Source organism: Wolbachia endosymbiont of Encarsia formosa (genome assembly GCF_039540065.1).
Lineage (GTDB): Bacteria > Pseudomonadota > Alphaproteobacteria > Rickettsiales > Anaplasmataceae > Wolbachia.
Genome location: NZ_CP154278.1, coordinates 225,542 through 241,145, shown reverse-complemented (window position 1 = coordinate 241,145; position 15,604 = coordinate 225,542). Strand labels below are relative to the sequence as shown.

15 protein-coding genes are annotated in these 15,604 nt (G+C 34.2%); 10 read left to right on the top strand and 5 right to left on the bottom strand.

Annotated features, from left to right (window positions below; all coding sequences use genetic code 11):
- Positions 1–15: 15 nt before the first annotated feature.
- Positions 16–441 carry a hypothetical protein gene (locus tag AAE962_RS01285; protein ID WP_343289252.1) on the bottom strand — a complete coding sequence of 142 codons (426 nt, stop codon included), beginning with the start codon at positions 439–441 and terminating at the stop codon, positions 16–18.
- 155 nt (positions 442–596) lie between these two features.
- Here AAE962_RS01285 and gltX point away from each other — a divergent pair, with 155 nt between their 5' ends.
- Both gltX and AAE962_RS01275 read left to right on the top strand, forming a co-directional pair.
- Positions 597–2,126 carry a glutamate--tRNA ligase gene (gene gltX, locus AAE962_RS01280; protein WP_343289251.1) on the top strand — a complete coding sequence of 510 codons (1,530 nt, stop codon included), beginning with the start codon at positions 597–599 and terminating at the stop codon, positions 2,124–2,126.
- A 416-nt stretch (positions 2,127–2,542) separates the two neighbouring features.
- A complete protein-coding gene (locus AAE962_RS01275; RefSeq protein ID WP_343289250.1) occupies positions 2,543–3,250 on the top strand; it encodes a pyridoxine 5'-phosphate synthase in 708 nt (235 codons plus the stop codon).
- Here AAE962_RS01275 and AAE962_RS01270 read toward each other — a convergent pair.
- From AAE962_RS01270 to rplM, 3 genes are all read right to left on the bottom strand, one after another.
- On the bottom strand, positions 3,243–3,554 hold the full coding sequence (locus AAE962_RS01270; RefSeq protein ID WP_343289249.1) for an HU family DNA-binding protein: 312 nt from the start codon (positions 3,552–3,554) through the stop codon (positions 3,243–3,245). The two genes, AAE962_RS01275 and AAE962_RS01270, sit on opposite strands and share 8 nt — an antisense overlap.
- Positions 3,555–3,699: 145 nt before the next feature.
- Positions 3,700–4,101 (bottom strand): 30S ribosomal protein S9, encoded by a 402-nt coding sequence (rpsI, locus tag AAE962_RS01265; protein WP_410543838.1) that lies wholly within the window; start codon positions 4,099–4,101, stop codon positions 3,700–3,702.
- 47 nt (positions 4,102–4,148) lie between these two features.
- Positions 4,149–4,607: a 50S ribosomal protein L13 gene (rplM, locus tag AAE962_RS01260; protein WP_343289247.1), complete on the bottom strand. Its 459-nt coding sequence runs from the start codon at positions 4,605–4,607 to the stop codon at positions 4,149–4,151.
- Between the two features lie 119 nt (positions 4,608–4,726).
- Between rplM and AAE962_RS01255 the strand changes: the two genes are divergently transcribed.
- From AAE962_RS01255 to AAE962_RS01235, 5 genes are all read left to right on the top strand, one after another.
- On the top strand, positions 4,727–5,962 hold the full coding sequence (locus tag AAE962_RS01255) for a TolC family protein (protein WP_343289246.1): 1,236 nt from the start codon (positions 4,727–4,729) through the stop codon (positions 5,960–5,962).
- A gap of 10 nt (positions 5,963–5,972) precedes the next feature.
- On the top strand, positions 5,973–6,518 hold the full coding sequence (locus AAE962_RS01250; RefSeq protein WP_343289245.1) for a DUF2497 domain-containing protein: 546 nt from the start codon (positions 5,973–5,975) through the stop codon (positions 6,516–6,518).
- Between the two features lie 75 nt (positions 6,519–6,593).
- Complete coding sequence (locus AAE962_RS01245) at positions 6,594–7,172, top strand: RlmE family RNA methyltransferase (RefSeq protein ID WP_064085440.1); 579 nt, start codon at positions 6,594–6,596, stop codon at positions 7,170–7,172.
- Positions 7,173–7,342: 170 nt separating this feature from the next.
- Positions 7,343–7,579 (top strand): hypothetical protein, encoded by a 237-nt coding sequence (locus AAE962_RS01240; RefSeq protein ID WP_343289244.1) that lies wholly within the window; start codon positions 7,343–7,345, stop codon positions 7,577–7,579.
- A gap of 31 nt (positions 7,580–7,610) precedes the next feature.
- Positions 7,611–8,003, top strand: a complete 393-nt coding sequence (locus tag AAE962_RS01235; RefSeq protein ID WP_343289243.1) for a hypothetical protein — start codon at positions 7,611–7,613, stop codon at positions 8,001–8,003.
- Positions 8,004–8,670: 667 nt separating this feature from the next.
- Here AAE962_RS01235 and AAE962_RS01230 read toward each other — a convergent pair.
- Positions 8,671–10,248, bottom strand: a complete 1,578-nt coding sequence (locus AAE962_RS01230) for a lysine--tRNA ligase (RefSeq protein ID WP_343289242.1) — start codon at positions 10,246–10,248, stop codon at positions 8,671–8,673.
- A gap of 65 nt (positions 10,249–10,313) precedes the next feature.
- On the opposite strand from AAE962_RS01230, the gene AAE962_RS01225 reads away from it, so the two are divergent.
- From AAE962_RS01225 to AAE962_RS01215, 3 genes are read left to right on the top strand one after another with little or no spacing between them, the layout of a single operon-like run.
- Complete coding sequence (locus AAE962_RS01225; protein WP_108784517.1) at positions 10,314–10,610, top strand: type IV secretion system protein VirB3; 297 nt, start codon at positions 10,314–10,316, stop codon at positions 10,608–10,610.
- 9 nt (positions 10,611–10,619) lie between these two features.
- Positions 10,620–13,025 carry a VirB4 family type IV secretion/conjugal transfer ATPase gene (locus AAE962_RS01220; RefSeq protein WP_343289241.1) on the top strand — a complete coding sequence of 802 codons (2,406 nt, stop codon included), beginning with the start codon at positions 10,620–10,622 and terminating at the stop codon, positions 13,023–13,025.
- The gene (locus AAE962_RS01215) at positions 13,018–15,588 is read left to right on the top strand and encodes a type IV secretion system protein (protein ID WP_343289240.1); all 2,571 of its coding nucleotides are present in this window, start codon (positions 13,018–13,020) and stop codon (positions 15,586–15,588) included. The genes AAE962_RS01220 and AAE962_RS01215 overlap by 8 nt, the downstream gene beginning before the upstream one ends.
- Positions 15,589–15,604: the final 16 nt, after the last annotated feature.

Sequence of the window (15,604 nt, the reverse complement as noted above, 5' to 3'; positions counted from 1 at the left end):
TCCTACTATATATAATCATAGATGAAACTTTTTACTACATATAAAGCCACATTTTATATCTGCAATTTGCTTGACTTCCTTCTGCTCTGCAGGATTCAAGAAGTAAAGAGGTGATACTGCCTTATTATCCTTGATGTAGCTTTTATCGAGGAGTGCTTCCTTAATATATTTCTTATTGTTCTTAAATTCCTCTTCTAATTTTTTTACTTCTTTCCAATCTTTAGCTTCTTTTGCTTTTTCAACCTTGCTCTTAGTATCTTCTTCTAAATACTTTAGAATCTCTTTTAATGCAGATAACAGAAATTCTTTACTTGCTGCTATATGAAATGGGTTTCCATTTTCATTAAGACTATGCTTAGCTACACAAGCAATTCTTTTTTTGCAAGCTTTAACAAATTCATCTTCATTACCTTCTCTTGCAATTTCAAATAAATTATCCATATATACACCTCACTTCATTCACTCACTAATATTAAATTATACAATCCAGTTTGTTCAAAATAAATGTAAATTGATCTTTCAAATTTACTATAGTTCCACGTTGTTGAAAGTGCAAATTTTAGTTATCATCGGTTACGTTATCACAATAGACAAATATGCCAGGTATAGTCACTAGATTCGCTCCATCACCAACAGGATTTTTACATATTGGAGGAGCTCGCACAGCTTTATTTAATTGGCTCTATGCGCAGCGTCATGGTGGCCAGTTTTTACTAAGGATTGAGGATACCGACATAAAACGTTCAACACAGGAAGCAATTGATGTGATAATAGATGGACTAAAATGGCTTGGAATAAGCTATGATGGAGAAATAGTATATCAGTCAAAAAGAATAGAGCGACATATTGAGGTTGCAAATCTTTTAGTGAAAAAGGGTAGGGCTTATCATTGTTACTGCCCTGAAGATGAAGTTGCAGAAAAGAAGGCAAAAGCGAGAGAAGAAGGAAAAATATATAAGCATAAGTGTACTACAAGACCTCCTTTTTGTCATCCCAGTGCTCGACACTGGGATCCAGAAAAAAATATGTGGTCAAGCGCTGGAATGACACCGAATATGATGTCAGTTATTCGATTTAAAGTACCGGACTCAGAAGATATTACTTTTGAAGATAAGATATACGGCCAAGTTAAAATAAATAGTGATCAACTTGATGACATAGTAATCTTACGTTCTGACAATACTCCAACATATATTTTTGCTGTGGTAGTTGATGATCATGATGCTGGAGTAACCGATATTATACGTGGCTCTGATCATCTTACTAATACCTTCAAACAATTGCTGATATATCAGGCTCTTGATTTTGATGTTCCACGCTTTGCACACGTACCACTTATTCATGGAGAAGATGGGAATAAGTTATCTAAAAGACATGGTGCCACAAGTGTTTGCGATTATGAAAAAATGGGAATATTGCCAGAGGCAATGCGTAACTACCTGCTTAGACTTGGTTGGAGTCATGGTAACGATGAAGTTATTAGCAATGAGCAAGCAATAGAGTGGTTTAATTTGGAAAATATCGGTCGTTCACCTGCACGGCTTGATTTTAAAAAATTGGAGCATTTAAATAATCATTATATTAGTAACATGAGCAATGAGGATATTTTAAGTATTATTATTCCAATGTTCGAAAGTAATGCAAAAGATCTTTCTTTAACTCAATCCTTCCAGCGTGTGACCAGAAAAATAGAACCAGTGTCAGCTACTTGGATGACAAGTGGTAATGCGTTTTTGACTGATAAGAAGAAAAATTATTTATTGCAAGGGTTAACAGAGCTAAAAAAAAGAGCAAACTATCTAACTGAACTTCTGGAGTTAGCAAAGTTTTATATTCAGGATCCGCCACTTGATTTAAGTGAAGAAGCTCAGCAAATTGTCAAATCTAACGTCAATGTAATTAAGTTACTTGTATCATTTCTTTCGAGTGTAGGTAGTGAAGATTGGAATAAGAATTTTTTATCTGCTAAAATCAAGGAATTTTCGAAGTTATATAATATGAAAATGAGCGATGTATACCACTCATTACGCGCTCCTATAACAGGAGTAATGGATGCGCCTGGAATCATCGATATCATGGTAATTCTTGGGAAAGATGAATGTATAAAAAGATTGCAACAAATTTAAATAAAAAATTACTTGACAGACTCTGGTGGCTTCATTATAGTGGAAAATGAAGGTTTTTTAGGATCCAAAATCTATCTTCACCTGCAGGTTTTTTCACCAAATAATCAAATTTCAGCAAAAAATATATAAGTTTATTTTTGCTAGCTCTTTATTCATATAGGAGGGTTTATGTCTAGAATTCCTGATACTTGACTTTTATTTTTAAGTTAAAAACCAATTGGTACCTAGGTTTTAACTATTAAAGTTATTTTACCTTTTTTTATTGGTATTTTTCATATTTTATTACACCGTTATACTTTGGTATTATACAGTTTGAGTAGGCAGAGTAGCTCCGTCTCTCAGCTATGGCATTAAACAATGACTATGCAAAAGACCTAATGATACTTATAATCTATAAATGGTTTTTGAGGTAATTTGTGAAATTGGGCGTTAATATTGATCACGTTGCAACCCTTCGCAACGCACGTGGAGCTTCTTATCCAGATCCATTAAAAGCAGCAAGAATAGCTATTGATGCTGGAGCAGATTTTATCACCGTACACTTACGAGAAGACAGAAGGCATATCAGAGATGAGGATGTATTCAATCTAAAACAAAACATTAGCACTGAGTTGAACCTTGAAATTGCAGCTACGGAAGAAATGCTCAAAATAGCAAAAGAAGTAAAACCCTACTCGATTTGTATAGTACCAGAAAAAAGAGAAGAATTAACAACCGAAGGTGGCTTGGATATCGTGAATATGCACAGTAAACTTTCTGGTATAATAGAGGAAATGCACAGCTTTGACACAAAAGTCTCACTGTTTATCGATCCAAATATTAATCAACTAAAATATCTTGAGAAGCTAGAAAGAAAGCCTGACATAATAGAAATTCACACGGGGAATTACTGTGATAATCCATCAGAAGAAAAATTAAAACTTATTACTAACTCTGCAGAATACATTAATAAGCTAGGAATAGAATGCCATGCAGGACATGGCATAGATTATAAACATGCTAAAAGAATAAAAGAGATACCTCACATCTCAGCTCTTAATATAGGCCATTCTTTAATCAGCGAGGCTATATTTCATGGCTTACACAGTGTAACTGAAAAGATGAAAATGACTATATCTAAATAGCTGATGCTTTCTTTTTGTTATTTAAAACACTTAAAAGAGCTTGACTTGCTTTAAACTTTACCCTTTTCTTTTCAGGAACAGTCATAATCTCACCATTTTGAGGATTGCGGCATAGTCTTTCCTTACTTATAGCAGTAGAGAATGTCCCTATTCCATGCAAACGTATTTCACCTTTACGATTTAGATTGTTCTTGATTGTTTCCATAAAAATATCATGAAGCTTACTCAAACTAGCTTTTGTTATATCTATACCTTGACTAGAGCACTCTTGACTCAGTTGGTTTACTATATCTTCTTTACTCATAAATTACCTTAATATTGAAAAATTACATAAACAGCATATTATGCTAATACCAATAGTCAACTAAATTCGTCATAAAAAGAGAAAATGTCATAAACCCTTGTAAGAACTTGTATAATATTTACAAAAAAATACCATTATGAAACAATTATCTCTTAGAAAACTGACATTTTTTCCGAGCTTTATGTTGACCATATTTCTTACGCTCAACAACACGTGAATCTCTAGTTAGGAATCCACCCTTACGTAATATAGAGTGTAGATCTTGACTTATACTACTTAAAGCTCTGCTTATTCCATGAGCTAAGGCACCTGCTTGGCCAGATAATCCTCCACCTTTTACAGTTGCAAACACATCATACCTATCTAACATAGAAGTTACTATGAATGGCACTTTAATCATTTGACACACTGATTCTCTTTTAAAATAAGAAATTAAATCATCTTTTTTATTAACACTAAATTTTCCACTTCCTGGCTTTATCCATACTCTTGCTACAGATTCTTTCCTTCGACCTGTGGCATATGAACGACCAAGTGAGTCAATCATTGCCTTTTTTGGCTGATCATTATTATTTATTTCCACTTTTTACTCCATTATTTCTTATTTTTACGATTTAAAGAGGCAAAATCTATTTTTTTGGGTTGCTGTCCTTGATGCTTATGTTCTGAACCAGAATAAACATACAAATTTTCAAACCGTCTACGTGCCATAGGACCATCATCAAGCATTCTTTTTACTGCAATTTTTATCACACGCTCAGGGAATTTGCCATTTAAAATATTATCTGGAGTAGTTTTCTTTAAACCACCAGAATAACCTGTATGCCTATAGTAAATTTTATCTTTAAGCTTCTTCCCAGTAAAATGCACCTTTTCTGCATTAACAATAATTACATTATCTCCACAATCCATATGAGGTGTGTATTCAGGCTTATGCTTTCCACGCAATAGCGCTGCTACAAACGCTGCAAGCCTTCCTGCTACTAATCCTTCTGCATCTATAACAAGCCATTTTTTATCGACTTGTTTCTCTTTTAAGAAAAAAGTTTTCATATATCAGTAAATAACAGTAAATTATGATATACTGAGTTGCTTGATAGTGTCAACAACATTAGTTATTGATTATTAAAGTAATTTATGCTAATAACTTAAACAACATGCTAGAAAGCAAAATGTTTCGATTGATTATTATATTTATAATTGCTTTTGGTACTATAGGTTGCTATGCAATCGATTTGGAAGAAGCCATAAGCAAAGCTATCAAAAACAGCTCAAAAATAAAGTCTCAGTTTCACCAATATAAGAGTGCTGAAAAACAGCTGAAATCTTCTGGATTGGCTGGATTTTTACCTGACATTAATTTACAATATAATTTCGATAGTAATTTTAATATTATTAACAATCGACAAAACTCTGGAAAGCGTCTAACATTAAGCCAAAGAATAATAGACGGTGGGGGCACTTTTGCTACATTTAGCCTATCAAGTCATCTTCTTAAAGCAGAAAAAATGAGATTTCAGCATTCAAAGCAAGAAGTTGCACTCAGCGCTGTGAAAGCATATGTTAATGTTTTACAAAAGGCAGAAATATTAAAACTGAGAGAACATAAAGAGCGTGTTTCTTTAGAGCATTTGTCAGCTATGAAAAAACGCTTTTCCCTTGGAGAAGTTACTAATGCTGAAGTTTTGCTAGCAAAAGCAAAATTTTCGTCTTCTATATCCGAAAGAGTTGAAGCTGAAGGTAAATTAAAATTGGCAAATATTGCTTATTATCATTTGATTGGCGAAGATGCTGATGAACTTTCTGAAGCTAATGATAAATTACCTTCTGTTCCAGAGCTAAATGAATGTTTACAATTAGCAAAAACTAATAACTTGTCCCTAAAAGCAGCAGTTTATCAAAAAAGAGCAGCCGGAATGGAAGTGATCGCTGAAACTTCCAAGTGGCTTCCTTCTTTGAATCTAAGCGCAAGTAAAAATTTTGGAAAGGACAATATAAAATTGGACACGTTACTAGAAAATGTGAATGTTGTCTTTACTCTTGATATTCCGATCTTTAAAAGAGGAGTTAATGTTTTTGGTGTTAGTAGAGCTAAAATGGATGCAAAACAATCCACTTACGATTATTACGAAGCAGTAAAAAATATAGAACAAGCAGTTATAAATGCTTGGAATAACGTGCTGACAGCAAAAGCTATTATTAAAGCAAGTCAAGAAGCAGAAAAAGCAGAAGCTTTAGCATTGGAAGGAGTTGAGCAAGAAGTAAACTTAAATTTAAAGAGCACATCTGATCTTTTGGATACTGAAGATGAATTATTTAAAGCACGTTCCGATCTAATTCAGGCAAAAAGCAATTATGTAATTAGTGTTTACAACTTGCTTTTTATAATAAATAGTATAAACCTTTAAATTTAATGGTATGAGCGATAATCAATCTGTAAAAGATATACTAGAAGATATAAAAAAAGCTATATCGGGTAAAAATCCAAGTGGCGATAGAGCAGAAGCAATGGATGAAGATGATGATGTACTATGCCTTGAAGAGGAATACCTAGAAGAAATTGAAAAAGATGTTGATGATAAAAAAGAAAATAGTGAAGAAGAGAACGATTGCCAAAGTGAGAAAATAGCTTTTAACAATAATCAATCTAACAGCCATAGTTACAACTCAGAAGAAAAAAATTTGTACAATGATATACAAATTAATAATAGCAAAGCGAGCCATCAAGTACAAAATAACGAGCATCTAATTTTAAAAGAGAATATGGAGGAAATTAAAACATTGCTTGAAAAGATGCAAAGCGAACTACGGCATAAACAACAAAAAAGAGCGGATCTTACTGTTGAAGAATTAGTTGTATCTCTTTTAAAACCTCAGCTTTCAGAGTGGCTGAATAAGTATCTACATGCATTGGTAAAAGAAGTAGTTGAAAAAGAGCTCAAAGATATAATCAATAATAAGTAGGTTATTAGTATAAAGACCAGAGTAAAAACAGCTAGAGGTAGAAAGTTATCTTCAACAAGATGGCTACATCGCCATTTGAATGATCAGTATGTGCAAAAAACCAATAAGGACGGTTATAGATCGCGCTCGGCATATAAGTTAATAGAAATAGACGATAAATTTAAACTACTCCAACAAGGGCAAAAAATTATTGATCTTGGCGCTTTTCCTGGTGGGTGGTCACAAGTTGCATCTAAGAAAGGAGCGAGTGTGATTGCTGTTGACATAAAACCAATAAACGCAATTAGTGGAGTAGAGTGTATACAGTGTGATATTATCAGCGAACTTGAAATTTTAAGAGAAAAATTCAAGGATCACAAATTTGATGTAATTTTATCTGATATGGCACCAGAATCTTGCGGTTTAAAATCGTTAGATCATATCAGAATTATGCTTTTATGCGAAGCAGCGCTCAATTTTGCAAAGCATTTTTTGAATCATGATGGCAAGTTCGTAGTAAAAATTTTTCAAGGAGAATCTGATAAAGATTTCTGCAATGAGCTAAAAAAAATGTTCAAAACAGTAAGATACTTCAAACCAAAGTCAAGTAGATCTGAATCTACAGAAATGTATTTGGTCAGCTTAGGCTTTATTGGTAGCAACTCTTCTATATAGAAGATACTTACAGAAACGTTGACGAATCTTATCCTATTAAACTGAAGATTAATAACGCTCGCACAAAAGCCCCTTTTTCTTGTTTAAATATTTATGATAATTAATTAAATCCTTGACTTTATTACTTAGATATATAATAATTAAAGTATATTATTATAGGAAAAGTTAATATGTCAAGGTACGAAGATTTAACAGAAAAGCAAAAGGAATTATATAATACGTTAAAGGATGCGATAGAAAATGAAAAGGATATTACTCCTATTCTTAAAGAAATTAAAAAAGAAGGCGCATTAAAAGAAGTTCTTACTACTGCAAATATAACTACAAAGTTACCAGATGGTACAGAGTGTAATCTAACACCGCTTGCCTATGCTATGAATTTCAATAATCCGGGAAAAAAAAGTTAAAACTATTCTAGATGTAGTTGCAGATAATAATATGTTAGAAGAAGTTTTTGCTGATGTAGAAGTAAATGATCGTAGCAGACTTCAGGAGATTTTAAAAACATTAAAAAGTCAAGAGCAAGATGAAGGGCAAAAAACTAAAATTGATTATTGGCTAGCAATACTTGGAGATAGAATATCTAGTTGTAAAAGCAATGAAAAGCCTTTATTAGTGCCTGAAAGTAGTGTGCCTAGAACTGAAGAAAATATAGTAAAAACTACTAATAAATCAATAATGATTGGTAGTGTTTGTGGTGTTGTAGCTGCATTAGCAGTTGGTGGTGGATATTTTGCTGCTGGTGTTGCATTACCAATATTGGCTTTAAATTGGTATAGCTGTTGCTGCTTTCGTACTTACAGGACTTGTTACTGGTGGTATTACGTATGAAGTGTGTAAGCCTTGTAATGAGCTAAATGAAGTTGATTCACAACTAGAAGTTTCTTCAAAGTTAGGCGCAACAGTGTAGTTAAGTAGAAGGAAGAAGTCCCTTCTTCCTTTTCAAGTAGCTGACACTGATTTTCATACAAAATAGTTTCATTCAAGTAGCTGACACTGGTTTCTTACCAAGAAAAACTTAGCATAACTTTTGTGATCAAAAAAACTTCTGGATTCCAGCATCAAGTGCGGGAATGACATGGTGAAATATTATTAAAGTAGCCTCTGTCCCAGTGTCCATTTGGTGTCATTCAAGTCAGCTCTCTTCTTGTCATCCCAGTACTGGGATTCAGAAAACTGACCAGGTTGGTCACGCGCTGGCTCTCTAAAATTACTTTAGCTACAAATATTAAGAAATTTACTAAATAAAAAAAGACAAAAGAATCCCCGTATAGCGAGTTTTAATAATGTAAATTGATAATGTGCTAACAAGCGCGATTTGGCTGAATGTAGAAAAAATAAAAAAAGCTGCTATAATTTTATGTAATTTACCAATAAACACCTGAATTTTGTCGTTGAGCCCAAAAACAAGGATAAATACTGTTATTGATATAATAAGGAAAGTGGGAAGGTTTGTCAAGTAATAAAACTAGAGAGCTCAAATGGAAGAAGGTAAACTCTAAAGTGTACGTTCAGTAGCACTTTCTATAAGAGAGATTGTATTATCTATCCCATAAAGCTTTATAAAAGATCCCATTCTAGGACCGGTTTTTTGGCCAAGCAGCGTTTCATATAGCAACTGAAACCAATCGCGTAAGTTATTGTAATTATGTTTTTTTCCGATGGAGAAAACCTGAGATTGAATCTCTTCAGCAGTGGCTGTAATAGGCAGGGAATGTAGGTTGTTCTTTAAATCTAGTAACGCTTCTTTCTCTTTTTCGTTTGAAGCTTTATACGCTTTTGTTGGCTTGATAAAGTCGTGATAATACCTAACTGCAAAATACGAAAGCCTATCTAGCATTTTGTTTCTTTCTGGTGTAACGTTTGGTGCATAAGTTGATATAAAACCCCAAAGAATCTCTTTATTTTCAGCATTACAAGCTGATGTCAGGTTTAAAAGTAACGAAAAATTTATGCCTGAAGTTTCTACGTTTGGAACTTTACCCTGGTGGATGTGCCATACAGGGCTATTTACATCCTTTTCTTCACTCTCATTGTAACGCTTAGCAAACTCTAAATATTCATCAGTTGATTTTGGTATCACATCAAAATATAAACGTTTAGCTTTTTTAGGACTCTGAAAGATGTATAACGCTAAACTCTCTGTGGGTGCATAAGTTAGCCACTCCTCAATTGAAATACCATTTCCTTTTGATTTTGATATCTTCTTTCCTTCTTTATCAAGAAATAACTCATAGCAAAACAAAAGCGGTGGCTTTTCTCCAAGTATTTTACATATTTGACTTGAAAGCACAGCAGATGGAGTCAAATCCTTTCCATGAGCTTCGTAATGAACTCCGAATGCAGCCCACCTCATCCCCCAATCAGGTTTCCATTGCAGTTTACATTTTCCTTTTGTCACTGGAACTTCTATTTTTTCCCCGTTTGGGTCTTCATACGTGATTGTTCCTTTATCTGTATTTGTTTCAATTACTGGAACTTGTAAAACTTGGGAAGTTTTTGGGCATATCGGCAAGAATGGACTGTAAGTCTTCTGCCTTTCTTCCCGAAATGATGGAAGCATTACTTCCATCACTTTATCATAATTTTTCAGCAGGAGTAAAAGTTTTTCATCGTAAACGGCAGATTTATAACACTCTGTTGCACTCCTAAATTCGTATTCAAATCCAAACAAATCAAGAAATTTACACAACAACGAATTCATGTGATGACCATAACTCTCATGAGTGCCAAATGGGTCAGGTATCATGGTTAATGGCTTGTTCAGATTCTCTCTTAGCATTTCCTGATTTGGTACATTATCTGGTATTTTTCGCAAACCATCCATATCGTCGGAAACTGCAATGATTTTGGTTTTTATACTAGGAGCTATTTTTTTTAGAGCGTTTGCAATGACTGTGGTACGAAAAACTTCCCCAAAAGTACCAATATGTGGCAAACCTGATGGCCCATATCCAGTCTCAAATGTTATCTCTTTTTTATTAGGGAATTCTTGTAGTATTTTTTCTGCTTCTTGAAATGGCCAGTTTGTCATCGTTAGAGTTAAATTGGTTATCTTACCTAAAGTGCTATTCATTTCAATAGATTTTTAATTAATGATGTAGTATTAGTGTTAGAGCTATTAATTAGAAGATCAAGGGTATGTCCACAGGTAATATACAAACGGATCAATTATTTAAAGGTCTTACAAGACCTGCGATGCTTTTTGGTGTGAGTTATATGTTTGCAATATTAAACGTTTTAATTTGCATGCTAATTTTCATTAACACAAATGATCTTAGAGTAATTCTCCTGATGTTACCAGGGATACATGGACTTGGCTATATAGCTTCTGCAAAGGAACCGTTGTTTATTGAGTTATTTATGGTAAAATTGGGAAAATGCTCCAAATGTTTAAATCGGTTTTATCATGGAGCCAATTCTTATGACATTACTTGATGTTATGCAATGTTGAGATTTAGAGCTATTCAATCAAAGAATAAATCTATTCTAAGTAGGGAGGTTCACGCTGATGAATTTATACCTTATTCTTGCTATTGGAATAGTACAACCTTGATAACAAAGCAGAATTGGTTAGTTAAATTTATAAAATTAAATGGCTTTGCGTTTGAAACGGCCGATGATGAAGACTTGGCGATACAAAATAATATCAGAAATCAGATGCTAAGAAGTATTTCATCTCCAGCATTTAGTTTATACTTTCATACCATCAGGCGTAAGAAGAATATCTTTTCTGATGAATTTGCAAGCCAGAGTTTACCAAATTTTTTTGCTAACCATGTAAATCTAAAATGGAGAGAAAAACACGCAACTAGGCAATCTTTTATTAATGATTTATACATTACGATTATTCGTAGGGCAGACACAAAAGGAGTAGAATTTTTATCACATCTACTGAAAAAATTTGGGCATGTAACTTCAAAACATGCTTGGGAAAGTGATATGCGTGATACCTATGAAGATTTAGAGGAAACGACAAATCGTATAGTAACAAGCCTTAGGAATTATTCGCCTAAAGTTCTTGGAGTAAAAGAAACTCCAAACGGACTGTTTTGTGAAATAATGGAGTTTCTGTCTAGAATTGTAAATTGTGGCTTTGTTACAAACACGCTCTTTCCACTAAAAACTGAAATATCAAGATACTTACCAGTTCATAGGTTATTTTTTGGCCATAAGATGATACAGGTTGTGACTCATAATGAAAGTAAATATGCTGGAATAGTTAGTATCAAAGAATATGGAAATAATACTTCTGCAGGAATGCTTGATTCTTTTTTACAACTTCCTTATGAATTTATTATCACGCAGTCTTTTCAATTTACAAATAGGCAAATGGCAATTGCGAAAATGCAGATACAGCAAAATCGTATGATACAATCTGCAGATAAAGCTATTTCTCAAATAGCAGAAATTTCTCATGCACTTGATGATGCAATGAGTGGTAAGATTGCGTTTGGTGCACACCATTTAACTATCTTATGTATAGAAAAAAGCCCTAAATCATTAGATAATGCTTTATCATTGGTTGAGTCAGAGCTTTCTAATTGTGGTGTTTATCCTGTTCGTGAGAGGGTTAATCTAGAGCCAGCATTTTGGGCGCAAATTCCTGGTAATTTCGATTATATAGTAAGAAAAGGTACAATAAGTAGTCTTAATTTGGCCGGTTTTGCATCTCAACATAATTATCCTACTGGTAAAAAATTCGATAACCACTGGGGAGATGCTGTTACAGTTTTTGATACAACATCTGGCACTCCATTTTTCTTCAACTTTCATATAAGGGATGTTGGACATACTATGATAATTGGGCCAACAGGTGCTGGTAAAACTGTTTTAATGAATTTTTTATGTGCTCAAGCAATGAAATTTTCTCCAAGAATATTCTTTTTTGATAAAGATCGCGGTGCAGAAATTTTTTTAAGAGCACTTGGTGGTATCTATACTATAATAGAACCAAGAACTAAGACAAATTTTAATCCTCTACAACTTGATGATACTCCTGATAATAAAACATTTTTGATGGAATGGATAAAATCTTTAATTTTAGTGTACAACGATAAATTCACTTCAGAAGATATTGCTAGAATTAATGATGCAATTGAGGGAAATTTTAAATTAAAAAAAGAAGACAGATTTTTGAGAAATCTCGTACCATTTTTAGGACTTGCGGGCCCTGATACTCTAGCTGGAGCAATATCTATGTGGCATGATGATGGCTCTCATGCTGCAATATTTGACAATAAAGAAGATTTGCTAGATTTTTCAAAAGCAAGAGTGTTTGGCTTTGAAATGGCTAGCTTGCTAAAAGATCCTGTTGCTCTTGGGCCGGTCTTGATTTATTTGTTTCATAGGATTAGTATATCGCTTGATGGTACTCCATCTATTATTGTTCTTGATGAAGCATGGGCGTTAATAGATAATCCAGTTTTTGCACCTAAGATAAAAGACTGGTTGAAAGTGCTGAGAAAGTTAAATGCTTTTGTAGTTTTTGCTACTCAGAGTATTGAAGATGCAAGTAAAAGTGCTATTAGTGATACACTTGTACAGCAGACAGCAACACAAATTTTTTTGCCAAATCTGAAAGCTACTAGTGTCTATCGAGATGTTTTTATGTTAACTGAACGTGAGTACATACTGATCAAACACACAGATCCAAGTACTAGATTCTTTTTAGTAAAGCAGGGAGTTAATGCTGTAGTAGCTAGAATAGATCTGAAAGATTTGGATGATGTGGTTAACGTGTTATCTGGACGTGCAGAAAGTGTCCTATTGTTACATGATATACTGAAAGAAGTCGGAGATGATCCAAAGATGTGGTTGCCTGTGTTTTATCAAAAGGTGAAAAATGTTTAAAACTAAACTGTCATTACTATTAGTTGCGATATTTTTGTTAAATATAGATTTTTTGCTCTCATATCAAGTGTTTGCAGATACAGTAAGTGGTACTGACAAAACGGAATTTGTTAGCAGATTTAATTCTACTGGCAGCTTTAGTCGTGCTTCTAATCCTGACTGTAAGGCGTTTGAAACAGCTTCAGCAGTTGCTGGGATAGCAATTGCTATTGGTGCAATATTTACTGGTATTGTTTTGATTGTCTCTTCTGCTGGTTTATTTACTGCTCTTGTTATCGTTGGAATGATAGCTGCAATTGTTGGAGTCTGGAAGGCAGTGGGGGGACTTATTGTTTGTCAGCATAGTTTTGTTAGACATCCAGTTGCACGTGATCAAGATGGAAAATATAAAAATTTTAAATTAAAACACGAAAAGACAGATTATAGTGCCTTGACAGATAAAAATTATCAAACAGAAGGCGAGTATTTTTGCGCGTTACAAGGAAAATCAGGGAAAGACGGAAAACAAACAGAAAAAGAGATTTTAAATTCTACTGACTGGAATGCTGATAGTGAACACTACTACTGGCCAAAAAATGGTGTGCAATATAGTGAATATATAGAAGTGTGTCATCGCAATCCTTTAACATTTGGCAACCTTTTTAAGACGAAGGACTTTGATTCCAGAGAGAAACCTGAACATATAGATTTTGACGTCAGAGAGAAAGACACTGGATATGTAGATGGGTCATGGAATCCGAAGGTTGATGGTGATCTGGAATGTAAAGTGCTTAAAGCTGGGCAGAGCAAGGACATACATGGATCGACATTCAGGTCAGTGAGAAAAATGGGTAGGTTATGTGTGGAATTGGCTGAAGTTAGGGCAGCTGGAACTGCTTGGCCGCAAGGAATTGATATAGGATGCACGGAATTACCACCTGATCCGATTGCTCCTATGTGTGAACAATCTGTGATATTATTCAAAAATAAAGATGGTACAGGTGGTGAAGAAAGGAGTTTTATCAACAGGGATGACGATTATAAAACTCTTATCAGGAGAAAAGAAAAAGAAGGAAAAATTTTTGTAGGTTATGACAATAAAAGCTGTTTTAGCTCGTATGTCTCTGAAGCTTGCTACAATCAAGCGGGAAGTAAGTCATTATCTCCTATTCCCATAACTTCTATGATAGTGCAATGTATTAAGGAGTCGTTAGATAATTTAGTTGCAGGTATCGATTCAAGTGGTGAGCTACTGAAAGACAAGAATGGGAATAATAAAGGCAGTTTCTTGTCTGTGGCACAGAAAAAGCTAAAAAACACCGTAACTGCTGTCCTAGTTTTGGCTTTAATACTGTTCTCTATAAAAGCCATGTCTGGTGGAGTGCGTAGTCCACAAGAAATGTACATGTTGATTATTAAATTCGCTTTAGTGATTTACTTTACGACAGGCAGCACCATGTCTCATTATTACGGGGAATTAACAAAGCTTTCAAATGGTTTGTCAGAGATAGTGCTTAAAGCGTCATCTGAAAGTAAAAATATATGTAATTATGAGTCAGGTACAGATTATGAATACGATCGCGCAGGAAAGAGGTTATCCTACAGTTATCTTGCACCTTGGGATAGGCTTGATTGCAGAATTTTATTTTATTTAGGTGCCCCTTTAGATGGAATTGGTGGCAAAATTGGTACTGGAGGTGTTGCAACGTTAGCGGTTTTGCTTGGCGCTGCTCCTATCTTGTTAGTTGCAGGTTCGGTGATTGGTATTATTTTCGCTGGTGGACAGATCTTAGTAGCTCTTGTCTGTATATTTATGGCCATTTTGATGATGATGGTTATTTTGTGGATGTGCTATGTATTTATCTTATCTTTAGTTGCGCTTAGTGTAATTATCATCTTATCTCCTTTATTCATTCCTATGGTTTTGTTTCAACATACTAAGGGATATTTTGATGGTTGGCTAAAAGAGTTAATTACCTACAGTTTATACCCAGTTATCCTTTTTGCGTTTTTATCCTTTATGTTCATAGCATGTGATAAAATCTATTTTAAAAATTTAAATTTTAAACTGGACGAGTCATATAAAAATGAACAACCAGACAAGTCATATGAAAAGAAACAAGCAGAAATCTCATATAGTAAGAAAAAACAGTGGTTTAAGTTGAAAGATAGGGAATGTGATAAAAATGAAACTACTCTCGCATGTATGATGCAAAATTATAGCTTTAAAAAGAGCAGCATACTTGGTCTATTCGACTTTACATACATGGAGTTTGGCAGCTCTCTAATCGGAGAATTATTAAAATTGTGTTTAGTATTATTCCTCTTTTACCACTTTTTAAACGTTCTTCCCGGCATGGCTGCTGAGCTTGCTGGTAATCACAGAGCAGCACTTGGTTCAGGTAGCACTCCTGCACAAATGGTGAATAAAGCTTTATCTGCTGCCAAAGCTGCTGCTGGAGGTGCTGGTCAAGTTGCTGCTGCGGCTGTAAATAAGGCAAGAGGGGATATTGGAGGAGGTGGAGATGATAATAAGGGATCGGGATCTTACTCTAGTGAATCTATAAAATCAGGTGGAGAGTGAGAGCAGGTGAGTAACA